Source organism: Deltaproteobacteria bacterium (genome assembly GCA_016183235.1).
Classification (GTDB): Bacteria; UBA10199; UBA10199; order DSSB01; family JACPFA01; genus JACPFA01.
The window spans coordinates 22747-47184 of record JACPFA010000015.1; the positions used below are offsets into that span (position 1 = coordinate 22747).

The following is a 24438-nucleotide window of genomic DNA, read 5'->3' on the forward strand; positions in this document are numbered from 1 at the left end:
TTTAGAGGTCCCCAAGAATTCAAGTTGTTAGAGGTGTATTAATGAAACGCTCCAAATCTAAAAAAGAATGGGAAGAAAACACCCTCAACCCTTTTTTAGAAAAGACCAGCTCCAGCAAAAAAAAATATTCCACGCTTTCTGATTTAGAAATCCAAGCCCTCTATACCGAAGAAGACAGCCATCATTCAAAAGATAAATTGGGTTATCCAGGCGAGTTTCCTTATACTCGGGGCGTTTATCCCAACATGTATCGGGGCCGTTTTTGGACCATGCGGCAATTTGCTGGCTTTGGCACCCCCGAAGATACCAATAAACGTTTTCATTATTTGCTAGAGCACGGGCAAACTGGGCTTTCCACTGCCTTTCATTTTCCAACCCTTATGGGCTACGATTCAGATTCACCAAGGGCCCGCGGGGAGGTTGGAGTTTGTGGAGTGGCGGTAGATACGCTGCGCGACATGGAAGTGCTTTTTGACAAAATCCCCTTAGATCGTGTGACCACCTCCATGACGATTAACCCACCGGCCTTTGTGTTGTTGGCAATGTACGTGGCAGTGGGTGAAAAACAAGGGGTGCCTATTCACAAATTAGGTGGCACCACCCAAAACGATATTTTAAAAGAATACATTGCGCAAAATTCTTATGTCTTTCCACCGCGGCCTTCGATGCGAATTATTGTAGATATGATTGAATATACCACCAAGCACATGCCTAAGTGGTACCCCATCAGTATTAGCGGTTATCACATCCGCGAAGCGGGTTCGACCGCAGTGCAAGAGTTGGCCTTTACGATTGCCGATGGCATTGCCTATGTCGAAGCTTGCTTAGCACGGGGTTTAAATATCGATGATTTTGCGCCTAAACTTTCTTTCTTTTGGGATGTGCACAATGATTTTTTTGAAGAAATTGCGAAATTGCGTGCCGCTCGCCGCATGTGGGCGCATATTATGCATGATCGTTTCAAAGCCAAAAATCCAGAGTCGATGCGCATGAAATTTCATTGCCAAACCGCCGGGGTTTCATTGACTGCGCAACAACCGCTCAACAATGTAACTCGGGTGACCCTGCAGGCCTTGGCTGCTGTGCTAGGTGGAACGCAATCGCTGCATACCAATTCTTTAGATGAAACTTTGGCCTTGCCCAGTGATGAAGCGGTGCAAGTGGCTTTGCGTACCCAACAAATCATTGCCCATGAAAGCGGTGTGTCTAATACCGTCGACCCCTTAGCCGGTTCTTACTTTGTTGAAAACCTGACCGATCAATTAGAAGAATTGGCTAATAAATATATCAAAAAAATAGACGAGTTAGGAGGCATGGTTAAAGCATTAGATTCGGGTTATCCCATCAAAGAAATAGCCGAGGCTTCTTTTAAATTACAACGGGACTTCGAGAAAAAAGAACGGGTCGTTGTGGGAGTGAATGATTTTGTGTCCGACCTTGATAAGCCTTTAGAGATTTTAAAAATTGATGCCAAGGTAGCCCAGACCCAAATCGCCAATCTTAAAAAAGTAAAAGACTCGCGTGATCAAGCCGCAGTTTCGAAATCCCTTGCTACCCTCAAACAAGTCGCCCAGACTAATGAAAATATAATGCCGCATGTATTAGAGGCGGTGCGTGCCTACACTAGCGTAGGCGAAATCATGGGGACGTTGCGCGAAGTATTCGGCGAACACCACGACCCCTGCATTCTTTAAATAATGTCATTCTGAGTCATTTGCCCCACGTCTTTTCGAGGTAGGGAGAGGCCAATGGAGAGCCCGCGCCCGGTCGGCTTAAGGAGGGCTTCTGTCATTGCGAGGAGTCTGCGACGAAGCAATCTCCTCGGTTTAACCGGTGAGATTGCCACGCCCGTTGGGCTCGCAATGACAGCATTTATATTACCCTCCTACGGCGGAGTAAAGCTCCTTCGCAAAGCCTCAGGACAGGCTCCGGAGGTTCAAAAAATTATATTATTTTTTTGAATTAGAGGATGACAGAGGAATACTCTAATTCAATAAAAATAAATAATTTTTTGAGCCGAGTAGGCTTTACGGGTGCGGGTTCTCGACAACACCCTTAGCCCAGTTCACTAAAACTTTTTAGGTACGGTGATTTGCAAACGAAATGAGAGACTTGAAAAATTCATCTTGATCCCATGCCCCCAATCCAGTATGCAAGGGCGTCTTTATGGCAGAACGAAAACTACGCATTCTAGTGGGTAAGCCAGGGCTCGATGGTCATGATCGAGGGGCCAAGGTCATTGCCCGTGCCTTACGCGATGCAGGTGTTGAGGTGATCTACACCGGCCTACACCAAACCCCTGAAATGATCGTTGATACATCGATTCAAGAAGATGTCGATGCCGTGAGTTTATCGATTTTATCCGGGGCTCATAATTATGTATTTCCAGAAATCATTCGTTTATTAAAAGAAAAAGGCATGGGTGATGTGGTGGTGTTTGGCGGGGGCATTGTGCCGGATGATGATATTGCTAGCTTAAAAAAATCTGGTGTGAAAGAAATTTTTACCCCCGGTACTCCGTTAAAATCCATTATTGATTGGGTCTTCCAAAACGTCCAGCCGCGTAAGTTATAATTGTTTTATTTCTTTGCGTATCTTCTCTAACGAACCCATCGAAATTTTGAACCGCCGACTCCATTTAAAATAAAAAATTAAGCCAAGCATGGTGATGGGGATAAACTGCATCATGTGAAAGTATAGCCCAAGGCTTAATCCCACTTCTCTACTGATTCCCAAATAATGATAAGCCAACACACAGGCAAACTCAAAGGTGCCAATGCTACCCGGGGCACTGGGTATGGCGGTGGCCAAGTTAAAGGCTACCAGAATAAAAAAAAGTGTTTCAATACCAAGCGACAACCCAAAGGCATGATGAACAAAGATGAGTGAGTAGGCCACAATGCTCCAAACAACAAGCGTATTAAAGATGATGTAACAAAAACGTTTAGGCGATTGAATGAGTTTGCCAAGATTGTTTAGATGGTAGAGAAATTCAATGGGCCAGCGAAAGAAGGGGTGAGATTTTTCCCATTGTTTGAGATCAATGCGTAATTTTCTAAGCACCATTAACAGAATAACGGTGCCTAATAAGATGATGGCTAAAACATATGCGCTGTAGCTCAAGCCCTTGGGAATGGGGAGTTTAAAACTTAAAACAATGAGAATGATCAATAGTCCAATCCCATCAAAAAAATGTTCAAACCCAATACTGCCTAGTACTTGGCTAAAAGGTTTTTGGCTTTGTTTGGCTAAAAAGGCCCCGCGTAAAATTTCACCAGCCTTCAGTGGCAAGATATTATTGCCCATTGAGCCAATGCTGATCAATTCGAAAAGGTCTTTGGTTTTGACAGGCAGAAAGGGTTGTAAAATAAGTTTCCAACGAATGGCTTTGGTTAATAAAACTAAGAGATCAAAAAAGGGGACCCACAAAAGTTGCCAAGGGTAGGGCAACTTTAAGGCCTGGTAAAAATCTTTTAGATTAATTGAATAATAGGTGAGAACGATAAAAGCGATAGAAAAGCCAATGCCTAGTATATTGAGAAAATTTTCTTTGAGCCGTACTTTCATTGTAATTTTCATTGTAACATCGATAACACATGCTGTGCGATGCAAGGCGCACTGGTGAGGCCAGGGGATTCGATTCCTAATAGATGAATCCAGTTAGAATGTTGAAGGATCGTAAAATCTCGAACGGGTTTTCCATCGTGAAATAATTTAGGGCGATTACCCGAGTAACCAGGATTTAAATAGGGAGTTCCGCAGCCCGGTAAATCTTGTTTAATCGCCTGTTGAAATGGGGCTTCTTCAGAACGGTGATGGTAATCGGATTTTTCTTCAATGAAAAATGCATTGGGGCCCAATAAGGTTTGGTTATCCATGGTTGGAGTAAAATGAATACCAAGCCCTAAGCCCTTTGGATCGGGCAGATGATAAATGGGGCGTTGCACGATTGGAAGGCTCGCCACATAATAATCACCACGGCAGGGTTTGATTTCGTAACCTAATAGCCCCGATGCTAAGGCGAATTGGTCGCACCACAGTCCAGCACTATTGATGGCACAATCAAATTCAATGGGCCCGCGGGTGGTGGTTAATTCATGAGGCTTGGCTTCAAGCACTTCGCAACTTAAAAGAAGTTGCCCGCCTTGATTTTCAAAATATAAGGCCAATTGTTTAACATAGGTGGCTGCATCTAAAATTCCAGAACTGGGGATCAAGAGGGCATCGGTTTTTCGAATATTGGGTTGATAGGTTTCGATTTCAGATGCCTTGATCCAACGTGGCTCAGGGATTTTTAGGTTTTTCAATTTTTCTAAAAATTTTTCAGCTTGCTCGTGTTGATGAGGTTCAAGCAAAATGAGTTTTCCGCAAGGCAAAAAGGGAATTTTAAGTTTTTTGACCCATTCATAGGTCAACCGATTCCCCTCCACACAAAATTTTTCTTTTAAACTCCCCGATTCATAAAAAATCCCCGCATGAATAACCCCACTGTTACGGCCACTCGTATGTTCAGCAAGAAATTTTTCCTTTTCCAAAACAAAAACCTCATGCCCCTTACTTCGCAACGCTTCAGCAACATGTAACCCCACAATCCCCGCACCAATAACCACAATTCTCATAAATGATTTGCCCTATATATTGAATAGTTTGCTTGTAAAGTGTTTCAGTTGGCCATTGTTCCTTCGCAAAGCCTCAGGACAGGCTCCGCAGCGGGGCCCCCAATGCGGATTGGCGGGCATGGAAAGCCGAGGCCCGCCGAAGGCGGGAACGCGGAAGGCTTCCATGCCCGCTGGCCCCATGAAGGTCGCCGCGAGAGGCACCGGCCAACTGAAACACTTTACAAGCAAACTATTCATATTTGCCTGTCATATTTGTCTCTGATAAACGCGATATTTTTTGTAGATTCTTCCACCCATAAATTCGATGCCTTGGTTAATTTTTTCATTGTCTTCTAGGGTCCAAGAGAGTTCTCCATACTTGTAATTGAGAGCCAGCGCTCGTTGATTAGACTTTACATATAATAAAACGCTTAATCCCCCCAACACACTGCCGCGATATTCTTTTTTTACCCCTAACAGGGCCATTCGCATTGTTTTGAAAGCGTGAGTCTTCAATCGGTATAAAAGCTTGATCCACCCAAAAGGCCATAATTTACCTTTAAGGTCATGGGTGATTTCGTAGATATTAGGCAACACCAAACAAAAAGCAGCAGGGTCGCCCTTGACCTCCGCAATAAGAACAAAACGTTCATCAAGGATTTGTTTAAAATCATGAGCTGCCTTTTTAGCTTGGGCCTCAGTGATAGGCACAAAGCCCCAATTATTGCTCCAAGCGCTGTTAAAGACTTCGCGAATAATTTGAATGTCGCGGTAAAAATGTTTTTTGTCGAGATGGCGGATGGTTAAACCAGGGTATTGCGAAACCGCCTCCGCGATTTGTAGAGCGGGTTCAGGAATGACTTGGGTATTGTAATACCAGGCGTAGAGATCTTTGAGTTTGGTAAAACCTTGTCCCCCTAATAAGGTGGGATAATAGGCGGGGTTATAGGGCATGCCCACCATCATGGGGTGCTCAAAACCTTCGATGAGCAATCCTGTTTCGTCGTTGGTGGTGAAGTTAAGCGGTCCCACCATAACCTTACAATCTTTTGTTTTAAGAAAATTAGCCGCGGTTTCTACTAAAGCTTGTGCAATTTCAGGATTCTCAATCGATTCAAAAAATCCAAAACAACCATAGCCCATGTCTTTAAATTTTTTATGAGTAGGGTCATGATGAGCCGAGATTCCACCGACGGGTTTATTATTTTGATAAGCCAGAAAATGGCGAACGGAAGCGTGTTGATAAAATGGATTTTTTTTGCGATGTAACAAACCCCATCTTTCTTGAAAAAGAGGTGGGATATAATTGGGAATATGGGCGTGAAGTTGGAAGGGCAACCGAGCAAATTTTTTTAATTCACGCTGAGAATCGACTTCAACAATTTGTATCTTTGACATGGGTTGTTAGAAAGCCTTGGATGCTTTTTGGGATTGATTGAGTAAGCCGTATTGTCCCCCCACCTTTTGAAAAATTTCAAGCACTTCATCTAATTGCTTAAAGGTATGGGTTGCGGTTACACTTACCCGCAAGGTGGCAGTATTTTTCCCCACGGCGGGATATAATACAGGGTTCACATAAACACCTGCATCAAGCAGTGCTTTCCAAACCATGACACAGACAAAATCATTCCCTACCACAATGGGGATAATAGGCGTTTCTCCATCGGTGGCATTAAACCCGAGATTTTTGAGACCGTTACGGAGATAATTTCCGTTGTCTTTTAAACGGGCGACGCGTTCGGGTTCTTGCTTGAGGATATTTAGACAACAGCGCGCGCTGGCGATATTAGCCGGATTCAGCGAGGCGCTAAAGATGATCGATCTTCCAAAGATGCGAATATAATCGATTACATCCGAATCACTAGCCACAAATCCACCAATGGAAGCAAAGCTCTTACTGAACGTGGCCATCATAATGTCGACCTCGTTGGTTAAACCAAAATGGCTAGCAGTTCCTCGGCCGCCTTTACCCAAGACACCTAAGGCATGGGCATCGTCAACCAAAACTCGCCCTTCGTATTCTTTGGTAACCTTAACCACATCGGACAGATTAATAATGTCTCCCTCCATGCTAAAAATACCATCTACAGCTACGAAGGCTCCCTCGTCTTCTTCAAGGCCGCGTAAGGCAAGTTTGAGATCTAAAATGTCATTGTGTTTAAATAAAACCTCTCGGCCATCCGAAATCTTAGTGCCATCACGAATGCTGGCGTGATTTTTTTTATCAGAAATAACGACGGTCTTAGCATTGGCAATGGCTGAAATAATACCAATATTGGTTTGGTATCCTGTGGCAAACACAAGGGCTGCTTCTTTGCCGACAAACTCGGCGAGTTCACCTTCAAATTCTTCGTGCATTTTGATGGAGCCATTGAGAAAACGAGAACCGGTAAGGCTAGTGCCGTATTTTCGAATGGCTTCGATCGAGGCTTCACGGACCTTAGGATGAGAGGTAAGCCCTAGGTAGTTGTTACTACCGAGCATGAAGACCTTTTCTCCTTGAAAGTAGGCGACGGTTCCTTCGTTGGAATCGAGCGGTAAATAATAGGGGAAATAACCTGTTTCTTTGAAGGGGTTCAAGAGCAGTTGAAAGGCCCTAGTTTTGGCAAATACATCTTTTCCGCCCATTTGGGTGATGGCGTGGCGGGCTTGCATGGTGGCTTCGGGGTTAAAGGTCATGGATCACTCCTTTAATAACTTGGGAAAAGGGCATTTATAAGAGAAAGTGACGGTCAGCACAATAGAAAATGTTGAAAAACGTACTTTCTGTCATCCCTGCGAAAGCAGGGATCCAGTGATTTCAAATAGTTCTGGATTCCCGCCTCCGCGGGAATGACATTTACTTAAAATAGGCAGGTGCCGGGACAAATTTGTCTAAGGTGACGAACTGAAATCCTCTTTTTTTGATTTCATGAATCAAAATAGGCAGGGCCTGTAAGGTATTTTGTCGGTTGGGATCGAGTTCAAGGTTTAAACCGTCGTGTAAAACAATAATAGCACCCGCCGATAAGTCACCGATAAGGTCAGAAACAATCGCGTTAGAATCAACCTTGATTCGATAGTCGCTTGTCATGTCATTCCACATAACAGGGATAAAACCGTGGTTTTTCAGTTGATATAACATCCAAGGCGTCCTAAACCCCCCTGGTGGCCTAAAGTATTTGGGGCGAACCCCTAGTAAGCCAAATAAAATCTCGTTATTTTTTTTTGCATCCTCTAAAAATTGATTCCAACCTAAGGCCTTTAACCTTTGATGTTCATAGGTATGATTGGCAATAAGATGCCCGTCGGCTAAAATTTGTTTAGCAATTTCAGGATGTCTTTCGGCATTGGCTCCAATTAGAAAAAAGGTAGCCTTGATTTGATTTTCTTTTAAGATTTTTAATACTGCAGGAGTTGCAGATAGGCTTGGGCCATCATCGAAGGTTAAGGCAACGAGCCTTTGATCCGTGGGGCCTGAGTGAATAACTTTTCCAAATAAAAAATTGGTGGGGTGAAAGGCACCATAGAAAAAAAGCCCTATAACTAAGAGGGCAAAAGCTAAACGTTTATGCCATCGCAAGGGATTAAGCGGAATTATTTTTTCTTGATGTTGTTCAGATAAGTCATCCACACCCTTGGTAAAAGGTTCTTTAAAAAAGAACATCCAAATATAATTAAAGGTGTAGATGAGCATGGGCAGAACAATACCGTTTTGGTTGTAACGTCTGCCACTCGAAGAAACAATGGAATGTATTTGTTTGATTTTGCCAACCCTTTGGAGACGATCCGCAATATTTAAATCTTCCCCATAAAAAAGAATTGAAGTGTCAAACCCACCGACTTGATACACCGCCGCTTTTTTAACCGCAAAATTAGCGCCTCGAAAAGCGGATTGGCGTAAACAGGCTAGAAAAAGAAAAAGCAGGGGTTCTAAGATATGAAAGAAAATCCAAAAGAAACAACGATGCCGCCACTTTTTAATCCCAAAAAATCGGTAAAACCCAGAGATGCCTACAATTTTAGGATCTTCTTGAAATTTAATCGCAATATCTTTTAACCAATTAGAGGGAGCCAAAGAGTCAGCATCGATATAGGCAATGATTTCGCCCTGGCTTGCTTCTAGCCCAGCTTGACGGGCTGCACAGAGGCCACGTTTGGGCTCATGAACAACTTTAACTCCCAAATTAGCGGCTTTGACTTGAGTTTGATCGGTGGAGGCATTATCCACCACGATGATTTCATAAACACCTGGATAATCTTGGTTTTGAGTAGAGCGAATGCAATTTTCAATATGGCGTTCTTCGTTAAAAGCAGGAATTACCACAGAAATAAAGGGCCATTGGAAATTCATTGCCATGGGCGACTTGTATAGTTTATAGGAACAAAAGTCTATAATTAGGTAAGCATGTACGCAAAATATATTAGGATTTTGATTGCTAGGCTCATTTTACGCCCCTGGACTGTTTTGGCTGTCCTCTTCTTTTTTACTCTCCTTTGTTTTTATTTCTCTGCAAAATTAAAAAGTCGGGGTGATTTAATGGCCCTGTTGCCCGACCATTTTGAGAGTGTCGTTAATTTAAAAAAAACCGACGAACATTTTGGTGGGATTAGCCATTTATTTGCGGTTATTTATGCTGAAGACGTGGTTGATGCACAAGCCTTTGTTGATACCATGAGCCAAGAGGTGGCCAAGTTGCCATCGGTGAGTTATGTCATTTCTAAAAAACCCGTAGAATATTTTAAAGATCGGATCCCACTTTATTTAGAATTAGAAGATCTTCGAGAAATTGAGCACCGGGTAACCCGGTCTTTGGTGAATTCTCGCAAAGGTGGATCCGTGGTGTTTTCTAATCTGCTCGATTTTACCGATCCCGAAGATTCGGCAAGTCTTGATTTGTCAGACATTGAAGCAAAATACCGCCGCAAAGTAGAAAGATTGTTGGGAAAGAAACCGTCTGAATCTCCCGCTCAAGATTCATCTGAAAAAACTTCAAAGTTGCTTGAAGACAAACCCAAGGTTAACCCCCAAAATGAAGGTTATTATTATAGCCCCGAAGATAAGCTCTTTGTCGTTTGGATTAAATCCACCACTTCCTTTTTGAACTTAGATGCCAGTGAAAAATTAGTGAAAGAAGTGCAGCATACCATGGATGGTATCAATCATCAGCAGTTTGGGGAGCGGATTAAATTTGATTTTACAGGGGACTACAAAACTTTACTTGATCAAAACAAATATCTCAAAAGCCAAGTGATCAAGGTATCGGTTATTGTCTTTTTATTACTGACCTTGGTGTTAACCCTTTTCTATGGCGATTTGGCTTCTTCATTTTTGATTGGCATCCCTTTGGCGGCGGCTTGTTTGTGGGCCGGTGGGGCAACGTATCTCCTCTTTGGTCATATTAATTTGGTCACCGGCTTTACGGGCGCCATCCTCCTGGGATTGGGGAGTGATTATGGAATATTTTTATTGAGTCGCTACAAATTCGAACGTGCTTCAGGGAAATCCATCCAAAAAGCTTTAGAAACAACTTTCGCCTTAACGGGGCGGGCAACCTTAAGTTCTTGCTTGATTAATTTAGCTGGTTTCTTGGCGTTGGTGGGTTCGGAGTTTCGTGGGTTTTTTGAATTTGGTGTGGTGGGTTTTATTGGCATGGCCTCTAGTTTTGTAGCGATGTTAGTGGTGATGCCTTGTCTTTTTATCATTGCTGAACGCTTTAATCTTATGAGTTGGGGTAAGATTAAATTAGGTAACATTAAATGGTTTGGTAACTTTAGTTGGTTGGCGAAGACCGTGCGTTTTCCAAAGACTTGTCTTTTGTTGGGGTTGGCCTTTCTTATTTACTCCGGCGTTGTGTTGCCCAAAATGTTAACCATTCATTTTGATAGTGGTGATATTGAAAACCGCGAAATCACCAGTAGTAAATTAGAAGAAAAGGTTTTGAAGATTATCGATCAACCGTTGCGTCCACCGGTGGTGTTAGCAGCTAGCCTTGAGCAAGAACAACTTATTGTAAGCACTTTGAAAAAGAAGATGAAAGAAACCAAAGAAAGCCATCTGCTCAACGATATTATTTCTTTAGATAAATTTGTCCCTGAACAGCAGGCTGAAAAAAAGGTCGTGGTTGCTTCTACCGCTAAAAAATTTAAACAGTTAAAAATTCCCATGCGGGATCAAGACCGCGATTTTTTAACTAATCTAGAAAAGATTCAAGACATTCCTCTTATCACTCGAGAAAATTTGCCCAATTCGGTTCGAAAGTTTTTTCTTCCTATTAAAGAAGGGCTGGGGGTTTATTCAGCAATTTATCTTTTCCCTGGCGTTGGGTTGGGTAATGAGCGGGGTTTGAAGGAATTTACTCGTGCTTTGGGTGGGATCGAACTCGAAAATAAAACCCAAATTTCCGCCAGTGGGGATAGCTTTATTGCCTCCGATATTTTGTTTTTAGTTGAAAAAGAGGGGCCCCGGGCCATGGTGCTTATTTTCATTCTTTTGGCTTTTGTATTGGTTTTAGATTTCAATTCATTGCGAGGCATTGTGCTGGTGTTTTTCCCCATGATTGCGGTGTTACCGCTCTTGGCTGGGCTCATGAAATTGGTAGGTTTGAATTTAAATATTTTAAATGTTTGTATGATCCCCATTATTTTTGCCACGGGCGTCGATAGCTTTATCCATTATTTTCACCATTACGAAGAAGGTGCCAGATCAATGGAAGAAGTTTCTAATTCTATTTTACCCCCTATCTTCATGGCCAATTTTACTTCGCTGCTAGGTTTTGGTGGGTTTGCCTTAGCCAGTCATTCTTCACTGCAATCGGTGGGATGGTTGGCAATCCTCGGTATCACCATGATTTTTGTGGTGGTAAGCTTAATTTTCCCCGCCTGGATCAAGCTCGTTGATGGTGGTCGGCATGGCCATTAGTTTTCGGCCAGGGTGGGCCTTAAGTGTAAGCCTGCTTTATTTGGTAGCCCTTTATTTTATTGCAGGCATTCATTGGGTCAATCTCTTGTTTGTAGGGGCCGTTTTATTGCTCTATTTTCTTCATGCCCAAACCAGGCTTTTTTTATTGTTGGGGTTTCCTTACGTTATCCATTCTATTCTTTATGATTCGGTCCGGTTTTTCCCAAAAAATTGGTTTGGGCCGCTTCATATTCAAGATGTTTATAACTGGGACTTAAATTGGTTTGGTGTCACTTGGGCTGGTAAAAAAATATTGCTCTGCGATTTTTTAAATCTTTGGGCTGGGCCCGTGTTCGATACCTTAGCGGGAATGGTGTATTTTTTTCATGAACCTGGCTTATTGATTTTGTGCCTCATTTTTTTCTTTTGCAAACGTTATGATCTTTTTCATCGGGTGGGAGTTTGTTTTCTTTTGATGAATCTCATGGCGATACTAACCCATGTCTTTTTTCCCGTGGCGCCCCCTTGGTATGTGGATCAGCATGGTTTTAACCTACCGGCCATGCAGGTTTTAGGCGATGCAGCGGGCTTAAGCCGATTTGATACCTTGTTAGGGCTCAAATTTTATCAAGATCTTTATAAGTATAACCCGATTGTATTTGGGGCCATCCCTTCCATGCATGCCGGGGTAACTCTGTTGACCGTTATTTTTGCCTATCGTTATAAACGCATTTGGTTGTGGCCTAGTTTGGTGTATTTTTTAATCATGATTTGGGCCGCGGTTTACTTAAGGCATCATTATGTGGTCGATATCTTGATTGGCATGATTTATTGCGGGGTGGCTGTATGGATAGGGGAAAGGCTGGCCAGGCGGCCGTGGCGAGCCATGGCACTGCTCAATGCGGGTGAGCCATTCTATCAATTACATCGCTAACATATGTCATTGCGAGCGAGCACCGTTTGCGAGCGTGGCAATCCTCCATTTTATTCTTCAATTCATCTGTAAATCGAGTCACGTCTTTTCGAATCCGGCAGAGGTTCCCTCAACCCCGAGCAAAGGGGTTTCGGGTAACCTCTTCCCGCTTCGAAAAGACTTCCTTTTCCTTTAATTGCTAATTGCTTTCACTTGCTATTTGATGTGCCCTTCGCTAAATCGTTATTAAACGTACAATATAGTGTATCAAGAATATCATGGGGGGAGAATGCCAGGGTAGAGAGTTGGCTTCTCTTTGTTCCATACAGGGTGCTTCTTTTCCTGTTTCCTCTCCTCACTGCGAGGATAGCTCGGGTTTCACTGCTCATCAGCAAGCCGAAATTGTTTTGCAGGTTCTTTTTGCTTTCATGAAACAAGATGAGGCGATGAGGGAATCGGTTAGCCCTTTATTATTCAAGATAAAAAAGTTTGTTGATCAGGGCGCGAGTCTTTTAAGTGCTTACCAGTTTCTTAACCCTGACGAAAAAATTCAGTTCATCGCGAGTTTAGAATATCCTCGTTATTTAGCTAAGCTGCTGGCCTTCAGCCTTCCCACGGATCCTGAGATTTTTTATGATCATGTACAGGCTCTGGGTTATGAATTAAAACAGATGAAAGACGGGGAGGCCCTAGCCGCCCATGTCTTTAGCGTATTGGTCGAATCACAGGGGCATGGGCTTACGCCTCGTGGCGCAAAAAGATTATTGGCCGAAGCTAAAAGACAGCGCCAAATCATCATGGGGCAGGGCCCGTGGTTAGAGCGAGCAGTTTATCGCGGGTCAAAATTGGCCGATGAAGTAGTTGATTTTAAAATGTTGCTACCCCTCTATGGTAGCACGCATTTTTTTCGTTTTACTTATGCAGGCTTATTGGGGCGTTTGATTGGCCGAGGTGCTCCCACGCTGTTATCGGTTGGAAAAATTCCGCAAGTGTTGGCAGCTGCAGGAGCTACTTCTTTAGAAGTTCCCTTTTTTGTAGCCAGCAATCGATGGTTAAGTTCAAGCCTAGGAGAACCTGTACGTGCCTCATGGTCAGATCAATTACAATCCGCGGCCATCTTTTTACCCCTCTTTAAAATTCCCGGATGGTTGGCAGGCCGCACGATGGGGGTGGTTCATGGCATCAAAGGTTTGGGTGGCGAAGCAACTCGGTTTTTACCTTGGGTGCCAGTTACCAAGGCGGGCCTACCCCAGCTTTATTTGGGTGGTACCATGATGGCCAATCATTATTTTATAGGCAGGTTGGGTTTTGAGCCACCCAAAAACACTTCGAATCTTGCCGTTGATGCAGTGGCCGATGTGGTAAGTTTAGGTGTGGGGTTGTATAATGTGCGTCGTGTGATCGGTGGCCCCATTGAACCTTTAAGTGCAGGGTGGGACTATAAGGCCCGTGTTTTCAAACGCTATGCCGATTTACAGGGAAAATATTTTGGTCTGTGGGCTAAGCTAAAAGGTAAGGGAGGTTCGTGGTGGAATGGGGGAGGTTGGGCGCCGGCCAATGTAGGTGCAGGAGTTCGTATGCCCGAGATTCAAAGAATTGATCCAGTTGGCAACCCTGTAATGATGATGCAAGGGGTAGGCTTGGCTGGGCCAGCTTGGCGTGCAGATATGAGCCCGCAAGATCGCAGGATAGCCTTAGGGGTTCATCTCTACCAACTTTCTCGCGATCATCAAGTCCCGCGTGTCGTGCGCCGTCAAGACCAAATCACAAACATCCTGGCCAAGCCTGGTAATGGCGATGTGCTTGCCAAGGTCATGCAATTTACCGATGTGTTGCCCGACACTTTATCCGATCGTGAAGTGGTTGAAAAATTTGCTGAATATTTCCCCTTTGATTTTCGTTTTCCGCGAGAGTTTATTGCTGGAGCCGTGGTGGCGCGAGTCATCCGTCATCTGCCTTTTCTACACGGGCCCTTTGCCCGAGCCATTCGAAGTAACATCGAAACCATGGGGCATCGCTATATCATGGCCGAAAAACCAAGCGAGGTAGGCCCCAAGGTGCTTGAAATGATGCTCCGCGGTCAGTTTGTGATCGTGGATATTTTGGGTGAGAATGTGGTGCGAGTGGGGGAAGAACAAATTTATCTCAGCAGTTACGATCAAGTGCTCGATTCATTGCAAGCCAACGCTTCGGAAATTAAAGTACGAGCCGAAGCCAATCGAGTTCGCATCCGCAGCATCAATGCTGGCCGGCCGTTGCAGATCCGTCTTTTTAAAGAACAAGATTTGATGGACGTGCAACTCAGCGTTAAAATCTCTTCTTTCTATTCCCAGTTTAATCCCTTTGATCCTCAAGGAACCGTTGATTATGTCGTTAATCGCCTCATTCCACTCATCGACAAAATTCGCCGGGTCGAACGCACAACGGGTTTACGTATCGGGATCACCTTTGATGCCGAGCATTATGCCGTGCGCGACACGACCAACGCCATTTTTAAAACCCTGTTTGATCGCCCCGAATATCGCGACATGAGTCGTGTCGGTATTGTGGTGCAAGCCTACACCAAAGATTCTCGCAAAGTTTTAACCGACCTCGAGGCTTATAGTGAAGGGCGGAAAGTAGCTGGTGGTGCGCCTTCGATCCTGATTCGTTTGGTCAAAGGTGCCAACCTTGATGTTGAGCGGCTAACCAGCGCATGGTTTGGTTTTGCCGATCCCATCTTCGATGGTAAATGGAAAAGTGATGTGAGTTACAACGAAGGGGTGGATTATCTTTTAGGAACGGCCAAACATCTGCGAGCTGCCTTTGGCAGTCATAATTTGCAATCTTTGGCGAGGGCTTTGGATCTTGCGAGTACTCGCAACGTTCCCATTGAAGTGCAAATGCTCTACGGCATGGCCGATCGTTATTTGCATGCCATGGTACAGCTAGGGGTGCCGGTTGCCGTTTATAGCCCGGTGGGCGACATGATGCGCGGGATGGCTTATTTGGCAAGGCGCATGTTGGAAAATTCTAGCCAAGATTCTTTCTTGCGCCAAACTACAGGAGTGTTGAGGCTTGATGACCTGAAACGCTTGTTGCAAGATCCCTTGGCAGGGCATGAAACAGAATGGCAAGCTGAACCCAAGCTTGTAGAAGAATTGCCACCAGCTAAAGTAACTAATTTAGATCATTCCTTTCAGAATGAACCCGTGGTTAATTTTGTCTTTCCACATAACCGAGAAGTCGTACTTCGCCAGTTAGCGGCTTCACGGTTGGCGTCAGCACGTGAGCGAGAGGATGTGATTAGTATCCCCGCTATTATAGGGGGAGACAGGGTTAGCGGTCCCCCCGATGTTGGCCGCTTGGTTTCTCGCAACCCTTCTAATCCACGAGAAATTATAGGTGTAGCCCCCAACTCAACTTATGAAATGGCTAGAAAGGCGGTGCAAATAGCCCATGCCGAGCTTTATCATCGCCCCGGAGGTTTAAGCAAGGGCTGGGCCGAAATTACTATTGAAGAACGAGCCGCGAAACTGTTGCGCGTGGCTTATTTCATGCGCCACGATCGAGTTGCTTTAAGAGATCTTATCATCCGCGAGGCTGGCAAAACCGCCGATGAGGCCGACAAAGATATTGCCGAGGCCATCGACTTTCTCGAATTTTATGCCCGTGATGCCGTAGCCAAAGCAAAGGCCGATCCCTCTCTTGCCATGAAGCCCAAAGGGGTGGCAGCGATCATTGCCCCCTGGAATTTTCCTTTAGCCATTTTAACCGGCATGTCTTCGGCTGCCTTGGTCACGGGAAATACTGTGATTTTAAAACCCGCTCCTCAAACTCCTAAAATTGCATTTCGACTCACCGAGCTTTATCATGCAGCAGGGATCCCAGTTGAAGCGGTTCATTTTTTACCGGGTGGTCGTGAAACGGGCGAATATTTGCGTTCTTTTGCTGAAGTGCAGATTGTTGCCTTTACCGGTTCGATGGCAGCCGGTGTCAAAATTTATCAAGCAGACACACCCCGTGGTAAAACCGTCTTAGCTGAAATGGGAGGAAAGAATTTTCTGGTGGTGGCCTCTGATGCCCATTCTGACGATATTGTGCGGTATGTGAAACAATCAAAATTATTATTTTCTGGCCAAAAATGTTCGGCCCTCGATAATTTAATTGTTTTAGCACCCGTTGGAAAAGCCGGCGATGACTATTTTGAAACGTTGGTAGCGCGTATCAAAGAATCGTTTGAGGCAGTGCAAGTGGGTGATGCCGGAAATTTTGCCAACTACACTGGGGCCGTGACCGATCACGATGCCTTGCTAAGGCTCCATGGGCGCATTCAAGCGGGTGTTGACAACGGATGGGGTGAGTTAATTTTAGACGGGCGTATGCGCCAAACTCCACCAGAATTGGCCGATACTAATACCCCTTATTTTCTTAGACCCACGATCTTTAAAAACGTCAAAGTCGATTCTCCCTTGTTCCAAGAAGAATATTTTGGTCCGGTTTTAAATATTGTGAGAGTTAAAACCCGAGAAGAAGCCGTTCGTGTGGCTAATGCTACCCGTTTTGCCCTGACCGGTGGCGTTGTCACTCGGTCACCGGATTTGCGCCGCTATTTTGCTAAAACCCTAAAGGCAGGGAATTTGTATTTTGATCGAGCCATCACCGGGTCGATTGTGGGCCGCCAACCCTTTGGTGGCTTTTATTTGTCGGGAGTGGGTGCTAAAGCGGGCGGGCATGATTATCTTTGGCAGTTTGTAAAATTTGTTCCAAAAAAACCCAAAGAAGAGCCTGAAGCTTTTGAGGGGCTTGAGAAAATGGCTTATCGGGTTCAAGCCAGAGTTGAAAAACCTTTCTATTATCAGCCGGGGCTTCCTGGAGAAGTTAACAAAGTTAGCTTTTTACCTCGCACCGAAAAAATAGCAGATCGTGGTTTGGTGGTGGTGAGTCCTGAAATGTCGGTGGCCGAGGCCGTGGCGCTTATGGGTGCGGCTTTGTTGACGGGCAATAACGTTGCGGTTGCTATTGCCGGCCCTGCGATGATGGAGACGGGAATCCCTATCGCACCCAAGAAAGGCTCTTCTGAGTATTCCAAGGGGAGTGCCATTTATGATGCACTTTACCGTAAATTTGGCCGAGATAATCTTAATTTTCGCGTTACGTGGGTGAATTTAAAACCTGAAGAAAAAACCCTCGTTGATTGGGTTAGGAACCCTCATATTAGATGGCTAGCCTTAGGCTACAAAACCACGATGCAAGGCCATCCGCTGGTTGAGGCTGCTGTGCAAATGGATGAGGGGCAAAATTTCCTAAGGCCCGTTATCACCGAAGACCCCTGGCACGAATTGCCTGAGGTCATTAATAAAATGACCCGTCCTCAAACAATCACGCGTAATACCGCGCGCCACGGTTATTCAGACAAGTCGGATGAGAAGATGGAATGAGTTGGCTAGACCAAAGCCATTCGTGTCATCTTCCGGCTTGACCGGAAGATCCATTCATAATAATTGATGGATTCCTATGAAAAAAAATACTTACAACATAGCGGTCGTGGGTGCCACCGGCGCAGTGGGTAATGAGATGATCAAAGTGCTAGAAGAACACCAATTTCCTGTTGGAAACTTGCGTCTGTTGGCCAGTCAAAAAAGTGCAGGCAAAACGTTAACTTTCAAAGGTGAACCCATTGTAGTTCAAGAATTAAAAGAAGATTCTTTTAAAGGAATCGACATTGCCCTGTTTTCAGCCGGTGCCTCTATTAGCCAAAAGTTTGCCCCGCTTGCTGCCAAAGCCGGTGCCGTGGTGGTTGATAACACCAGTTTTTTTCGCATGGATCCCGACGTGCCTTTGGTAGTGCCCGAAGTTAACCCCGGTGACATTGCCAAATATAAACAAAAGGGGATCATTGCGAATCCCAATTGTTCGACCATTCAAATGGTGGTGGCTTTAAAACCCATTCATGATCAAGCCAAGATTAAACGCGTGGTGGTTTCTACTTATCAGTCCACAAGTGGCGCAGGCGCGCAGGCCATGGAAGAATTGCGTCAGCAAACCAAGGCCTACTTATCGGGTGAGCCACTCGTAAAGAAAAAATTTCCCCATCCTATTGCCTTCAATTGTTTGCCCCACATCGATGTCTTTTTAGAAAGTGGTTACACCAAAGAAGAAATTAAAATGGTGAACGAAACCCAAAAAATTTTTGGGGATCCTTCCATTCAAGTGAGCCCCACCTGCGTGCGAGTTCCCGTGTTCAAAGGCCATTCGGAGTCGGTGAATATTGAAACCGAAAAAGAAATTTCGGTGGTACAGGCCAAAGAATTGTTGAAAAAAGCCCCTGGGGTTACCTTGGTGGATGACCCTAGCCAAGCAAAATATCCTTTAAATATCGAATGCCAAGAGAAAGACGATGTCTTTGTGGGTCGCATTCGCAAAGATGCCACCGTGCCCCATGGCTTAAATATGTGGGTGGTATCCGACAATATCCGCAAAGGTGCAGCCACCAATGCCGTGCAGATTGCCAAGATTTTGATTGAAAAATATATCTAATTGTCATTTCACTAGATATGCAAAAAAATCTTAAACCCATGTCATTGCGAGCGCAAGCGAAGCAATCTTCATTATTTCTTCTTCTCTTTTTTCTTTTCTTTCCCATCACCCAAATTCAAGCCTTCCCCAACCTCGAGCGCCCCGATGGTGGCACCAAACCCATTACCGATGTCGATCGCTCTTCTGAATCCACCGGTATTGCTGTGTCTCCCGACGACCGCTATATCATTGTGGCAGATAGTGATGATTTGGTCATCATCGATACGGCAACCTGGGATGAAACCGGCAGTCAGCCCGCCACCTTTGATTCGGCCATAGAGGGCTTTGCCTTTTCAAACGATAGCACTCTTTATGCAGCCTTGAGCGATGGCAGCCTCAAACGCGTGAGTGTCACCAATCCTTCTGATGTTGCCACTTATTTAACGACAGATAGCACCAACAATTTTGATGGCATTGCCATGGTGCGTTCGACGACGAACAATCTTATTTATCTTTTCGATGAATCGAATGATGTGGTGTATCAATTTAATATCAGTAATCAAACCATCGATGATTCTTTTGAAACCCCTAACAACGAAGATATCCTTGCTATAGCGGCCATTGATTTTCCCGCCAATGTTTCTTCGGGTAGTGATGGTGGCAGCACCGATGTGTTGCTGATTACCACCGCCCAATCCAAAGTTTTTTTTGTTAATGGCAGCACCTTTGATCTTATCACCACCACTTCCTTAAACGGCACCAATTCAAGTTGCACGCATGCCAGTGGAGATCGCCGCTTCACCAGTGTGGCCATCGGGCCCAATCGCGATATTGCTTTTGTGATTGATAATACCGACAACACCATTCATGTAGTTGACACAATTAATCATACCGAGCTTGATGCCGTAAGCGATCAAAGCGGTACGAACCCCCTATGTATCGAAACAACGCGCAATGATGATATTACCAATATTACTATCACCAAGGTGACAGAGCCCAGCAATGCCATCCGTGGTTTCATCACGGGTTCCAGTGGCCTTTCGGTAATCAATGGCGATCGCAGCAATTTAGAAGTGCTCGATATGGACACCGCAACCAGTGGCACGCAACCGCTCTCGCTTTCTCGCAGTGCAAGTCACGTGGCCAGCAGTTCCCAAGAAGATGGTTATGTTTATGTGGCCAATTCCGATGGTACCATCTCGGTAATTTCAGATAACCCCTTTGTCACTATGTCGGCAGTGACCCCCAGTTCAGTAACTCAAGCTGCACCTACTTTTACACTTACCTTCCAAGCCGATGAAGTTTGTGCCACCTGTAATTATCGCGTGCGGGTGAATGGCGATGTCAAAGAGTCGGGCACATTAATATTAGATAACACGAGTTTATCGGGCGCGACGGTCAACACCGATATCACGACGGCCGCCATTGACATCACAAGTTTTGCTTCAGGCACTTTTACGGAAGGTAGCAATCGAGTGTATGTATTTGTGGATGATGCGGCGGGTAACACCGGTCGTGACTCTTTAACGTTAACCGTCGATCTACCACCTCCCAACGTCACGATTCACAGTACCAACTTTGGAAATAGCAAAGGTTTCATCACCATCACTCGCCTTACCGAGGCGGATATCAAACAATATAATATTTATGCCCAACTAGCCTCTGACCAAGCCAGCCCCACTTGCCCAGGGGCAATTGATTTTACAGCAGCCCCCATCAATAACTCCGTTGCCCAAGAAAGCTCAGGCGACCAAATCACCATTATTGCAACCAATCTGGTAAACGGGTTTTATTATTGTGTAGCGGTTGAGGCCCAAGACAATACCGGCAATGTGAGCGCCAGCCGCGTCGTCGCTAGTTCGCCCATTTTCCCCGAGCCAGTTTTTGGCGTAATCGGCGGGGCAGGTGAGGTGGGTGGGTGCTCGCTTAATCATCATGCCAACGGTCAATATAGTTTTGTATTATTGCTAGCTTTACTAATGACTCTCTTGTTGTCATTGCGAGGCAAAGCCGAAGCAATCTTCCTTTTTACTTCTGCCTTCTTTCTTCTCCTCCCCCTCCCCACTCAAGCCGTCGAACTCACCGAAGAACATTGGGCAGGCGAAGTGAAGGGTGGTTTTTATTTTCCCACCAACGACAACATCGATCGTTTTTTCGGTGGTTGTTGCAACGGGTTTTACGAATTACGTTTTGGTCGCCTCATCAAATCCCAACTTCAAATTGATGTTGGTTTAGGCTTTATGTTAGAAAAGGCATCAGCCCTAGGTTCTATTACAGGCCGGCCGTCGGGCGAGAGGTTCACCTTCATGATTCTACCGATTTCTAATTCGGTAACCTATCGTTTTGATAGGTTAGAAAACCAGGTGTTGGTTCCCTTTGTAGGTGCTGGGGTTGACTATATGTGGTACCGCGAAAGTCTTTCCGGTAGTTCTACATCGGGTTGGAAATTTGGCTATCACGCCTTTGGCGGCTTGCAAATTTTACTCGAATGGTTTGATCGTGTGACTGATTTTATGGAAGGGGAGGGGGTCAACGATGTCTACCTAACCTTAGAGGGCCGTTGGACTCAAATCGACAATTTCGGTGGCAATGGGTTAAATGTGTCGGGCTTTTCAACCATGATGGGGTTGTATTTTTCTTTTTGATGTCGTTGCGGTTCGCCTTTGGCGGAAGCCCCACGTCATCCCGGCCTTGAGCCGGGATCCATAGATAGCCGAAGGATCTTCCTTTTTACTCTTTTATGTCCAAATATAAATTAACTCTCAGTTACAAAGGCACCCGCTATTGCGGTTGGCAAGTCCAACCTAACGGCATCTCGATCCAAGAAATTGTTCAAGGTCATTTAAGCCAAATCTTGCAAGAACCCATTGTAGTGAAGGCCTCCGGTCGCACCGACGCAGGTGTTCACGCCTTTGCCCAGGTGGCCCATTTCAGTACCCAAAACCCCATGTCAGTTTCAAAGATCCTCCAGGGTTTACGCTCCATGTTGCCCGATGATATTTCAATTCAATCAATCGAAGAAGTCCCAGATTCCTTCGATGCGCAAATGTCAGCCAAGAAAAAAACCTATGTGTATCTCGTTAACAATTCACCCGTACCCAATCCTTTCTTAATGGACTATTGTTGGCATGTCTACCCACCCTTAAATTTACCCGCCATGGAATCATGTTTGAAATTGATTGTCGGTGAACACGACTTCACCAGCTTCACCGCCAGCGATGCCGTAACCAAAACTTTTGTGAGAACTATTTACGAAGCTTCCTGTAACCCGCTGTTATTGCGAGGCCCCAAAGGGGCCGTGGCAATCTCTCCGTGCGAGATTGCGGGGCTTGACCCGGGATCCATCTTAATCTTCTCCTTCACCGGTTCCGGTTTCCTAAAACACATGGTTCGCAACCTAGTCGGTACCATCGTCAACGTAGGCGAAGGCAAAATATCAACACAAAAATTTCAATCAATCCTAGCCTCAAAAGACCGCCGTAATGCCGGCATCAACGCCCCTCCGCAAGGTTTGTTTTTATTGGATGTTGAATATTAAAGGACTCGGGTCATTCCTAGGTTCGATTTTCACCACATCCGCTCAACCCAATATCGACCCCCCGTTCGACGACTAAACGTGGCTGAAATAGAAGCTGGATCGCTCTGGCCTACTATATATCTAAGAGCCATACTACGATGGACGGCCCCATCAACGGTTCTCCATTCTCCTGTGCTCCAAGAGCAGCACTCAAATACCCCATTGATTTGTAAAAACGCCTGTTGCACATAGTACGGCGTAAAAGCCTCCTTAGTTGCAACCTCCATATTAACATACCTCGATGTTTGAGCCTGCACCATTGAGGTAACCAACATGAAAGACGCAACACACAGCCCTATTTTTAACATTTTATAAACCATAAAGCCCTCCACAAATTACAGCAAGACAAGAACGATAATAGATAAGACATGGTAACAGCGAGAAGGATGACTGTCAACAAGGTGCCATGTTTTGACCGTTCCACAGGCCCAAAATTTTTAGAATATAGCCTTTACATAGCCATAATACATAGCTACTATAAAGCCATGATTCAAATCAATATCTCCACCTTGAAGAACCGATTAAGTGCCGTTTTAAAAAAAGTTAAAAAGGGCGAAGAGGTCTTAATTTTAGATCGGGAACACCCCATCGCCAAAATTACTGCTCTTTCTGCAAAAGAGGGCCCTATGTCCGAACAAAATTTTCTCGCAACCCTTGAGCAAAAGGGGATTATTCAGCCTAATAAAAAAAAATTGCCTTCAGTGGAATGGCTAAAGGCAAACAGCCTTAAACTTAAGAAAAAGGTAAGTCTAGTTGATCAAGTTTTAAAAGAAAGGGAAGAGTCGAAGTGGTAGCCTACTGGGATTCATCAGCATTGGTTGCCCTTTTGATTGAAGAGGAAAAATCGGTGCTAGCTCGCAAGCTGAAGGGGCAAACAAGTCAAATCCTAACCTGGGTGCTTACTCCCGTTGAAGTGTATTCTGCCCTTTGTCGTTTGGAAAAAGAGGGGGCTCTTAGTCTTAACGATTTTCAAAAATGTTATGAGGTTTGGCAAACGATCGAAAATGGCTTAATATTTGTTAAGGATATTGAAGCGGTCAAAAATATTTCTTATCGTTTGTTGCGTCTTCATTCCCTAAAAGCGGCTGACAGTTTTCAATTAGCGTCTGCTATCTTGTCTAAGCAAGCCAACGAGGGTTTTCCGTTCATTACTTTTGATCAAAGGCTCGAAGAAGCCGCATTAAAAGAGGGATTTCAGATAAAAAACCTAAATATGGTCAAACCTTACTTCTCTGCTCGAGTATTGAAGTAATAAGTAGAAGATTGATTTGGAATTGAAAGTGTGTTCTATTGTCACCCTCTCCAAAAGGATTTTTTATGGGTCAAAAAATGAAATGGGAGGATATGGTTAAGAATTATCCTGCTGAATGGGTAGCTCTGATTGACTACGAGTCAAAAGATGCTCTCAACATTGAGGGTATTGTTGTTGCCCATGATCCTGATCGTAATATTTTTCATCATATTGTTGGTGACTTACTTCCTAAATACGGGGACATGGCGATTCGTTATACAGGAGAGCTTGTCAAAAACGAAGAAATCCCTCTTTTATGGCAAATTTCCCATACCGATTAAACAAACGTCTTGTCGTCATTCCAGTCGTCCTTTATGGAAAAAAAGGGCGTTTAGAGAGTGAATTTATTCTAGATACGGGCGCGTCATTAACGATCGTTGACCATAGTTTAGCCTTATCCTTGGGATACTCGGCCAGGGATGGGATTGGCCTTTCAACGGTTTCCTCAGTTATTGGCAAAGAAAGGGGGTATCGACTGATGATGAAGGGGTTTGAAACATTGGGAAGGCTTTATAACTCGTTTGAAGTGGCGTGTCATGATCTCCAAGACCAGGGTATAGAAGGATTAGTTGGTATGAATTTTCTCGAAAAATTTGATTGGTGCGTGCATCCAAACAAACAGGTCATTTTTACCAAAGAGAAGCCGCATTAAAAGAGGGTTTCCAGGTGAAAAACCTGAAT

17 protein-coding genes are annotated in these 24438 nt (G+C 44.7%); 12 read left to right on the forward strand and 5 right to left on the reverse strand.

Features of this window, described 5'->3' with window-relative positions; translation table 11 throughout:
* Positions 1-41: 41 nt before the first annotated feature.
* Together HYU97_03405 and HYU97_03410 are read left to right on the forward strand one after the other, a co-directional pair.
* A complete protein-coding gene (locus HYU97_03405) occupies positions 42-1694 on the forward strand; it encodes a methylmalonyl-CoA mutase family protein (protein MBI2335792.1) in 1653 nt (550 codons plus the stop codon).
* A 472-nt stretch (positions 1695-2166) separates the two neighbouring features.
* A complete protein-coding gene (locus HYU97_03410; protein ID MBI2335793.1) occupies positions 2167-2574 on the forward strand; it encodes a cobalamin B12-binding domain-containing protein in 408 nt (135 codons plus the stop codon).
* Here the strand turns inward: HYU97_03410 and HYU97_03415 are convergent.
* From HYU97_03415 to HYU97_03435, 5 genes are all read right to left on the reverse strand, one after another.
* Entirely contained in the window at positions 2569-3579 is a 1011-nt protein-coding gene (locus HYU97_03415; GenBank protein ID MBI2335794.1) for a flippase-like domain-containing protein, read from the reverse strand. The genes HYU97_03410 and HYU97_03415 overlap by 6 nt on opposite strands.
* Entirely contained in the window at positions 3576-4619 is a 1044-nt protein-coding gene (locus HYU97_03420; GenBank protein MBI2335795.1) for an NAD(P)/FAD-dependent oxidoreductase, read from the reverse strand. Before HYU97_03420 ends, HYU97_03415 begins: the two co-directional genes overlap by 4 nt.
* A gap of 246 nt (positions 4620-4865) precedes the next feature.
* The gene (locus HYU97_03425; GenBank protein ID MBI2335796.1) at positions 4866-5996 is read right to left on the reverse strand and encodes a dATP pyrophosphohydrolase; all 1131 of its coding nucleotides are present in this window, start codon (positions 5994-5996) and stop codon (positions 4866-4868) included.
* Between the two features lie 6 nt (positions 5997-6002).
* The gene (locus HYU97_03430) at positions 6003-7226 is read right to left on the reverse strand and encodes a pyridoxal phosphate-dependent aminotransferase family protein (protein ID MBI2335797.1); all 1224 of its coding nucleotides are present in this window, start codon (positions 7224-7226) and stop codon (positions 6003-6005) included.
* Between the two features lie 211 nt (positions 7227-7437).
* Positions 7438-8937, reverse strand: coding sequence for a polysaccharide deacetylase family protein (locus HYU97_03435; protein MBI2335798.1), 1500 nt, complete (start codon positions 8935-8937; stop codon positions 7438-7440).
* A gap of 48 nt (positions 8938-8985) precedes the next feature.
* On the opposite strand from HYU97_03435, the gene HYU97_03440 reads away from it, so the two are divergent.
* The 10 genes from HYU97_03440 (at position 8986) to HYU97_03485 (ending at position 24409) form a co-directional block, all read left to right on the forward strand.
* Positions 8986-11499 carry an MMPL family transporter gene (locus HYU97_03440; GenBank protein ID MBI2335799.1) on the forward strand — a complete coding sequence of 838 codons (2514 nt, stop codon included), beginning with the start codon at positions 8986-8988 and terminating at the stop codon, positions 11497-11499.
* Positions 11489-12412, forward strand: coding sequence for an inositol phosphorylceramide synthase (locus HYU97_03445; GenBank protein MBI2335800.1), 924 nt, complete (start codon positions 11489-11491; stop codon positions 12410-12412). Before HYU97_03440 ends, HYU97_03445 begins: the two co-directional genes overlap by 11 nt.
* Positions 12413-12819: 407 nt before the next feature.
* Complete coding sequence (locus HYU97_03450) at positions 12820-17811, forward strand: bifunctional proline dehydrogenase/L-glutamate gamma-semialdehyde dehydrogenase (GenBank protein MBI2335801.1); 4992 nt, start codon at positions 12820-12822, stop codon at positions 17809-17811.
* 76 nt (positions 17812-17887) lie between these two features.
* Entirely contained in the window at positions 17888-18910 is a 1023-nt protein-coding gene (locus tag HYU97_03455; protein ID MBI2335802.1) for an aspartate-semialdehyde dehydrogenase, read from the forward strand.
* A gap of 17 nt (positions 18911-18927) precedes the next feature.
* Positions 18928-21534 carry a hypothetical protein gene (locus HYU97_03460; GenBank protein ID MBI2335803.1) on the forward strand — a complete coding sequence of 869 codons (2607 nt, stop codon included), beginning with the start codon at positions 18928-18930 and terminating at the stop codon, positions 21532-21534.
* Between the two features lie 95 nt (positions 21535-21629).
* Positions 21630-22427, forward strand: coding sequence for a tRNA pseudouridine(38-40) synthase TruA (gene truA, locus HYU97_03465; protein MBI2335804.1), 798 nt, complete (start codon positions 21630-21632; stop codon positions 22425-22427).
* Positions 22428-22951: 524 nt separating this feature from the next.
* Complete coding sequence (locus HYU97_03470; GenBank protein ID MBI2335805.1) at positions 22952-23260, forward strand: type II toxin-antitoxin system prevent-host-death family antitoxin; 309 nt, start codon at positions 22952-22954, stop codon at positions 23258-23260.
* Positions 23254-23718, forward strand: coding sequence for a type II toxin-antitoxin system VapC family toxin (locus HYU97_03475; protein ID MBI2335806.1), 465 nt, complete (start codon positions 23254-23256; stop codon positions 23716-23718). The genes HYU97_03470 and HYU97_03475 overlap by 7 nt, the downstream gene beginning before the upstream one ends.
* A 65-nt stretch (positions 23719-23783) precedes the next feature.
* Positions 23784-24038, forward strand: a complete 255-nt coding sequence (locus tag HYU97_03480) for a hypothetical protein (protein MBI2335807.1) — start codon at positions 23784-23786, stop codon at positions 24036-24038.
* Positions 24014-24409, forward strand: a complete 396-nt coding sequence (locus tag HYU97_03485) for a clan AA aspartic protease (protein MBI2335808.1) — start codon at positions 24014-24016, stop codon at positions 24407-24409. The genes HYU97_03480 and HYU97_03485 overlap by 25 nt, the downstream gene beginning before the upstream one ends.
* Positions 24410-24438: the final 29 nt, after the last annotated feature.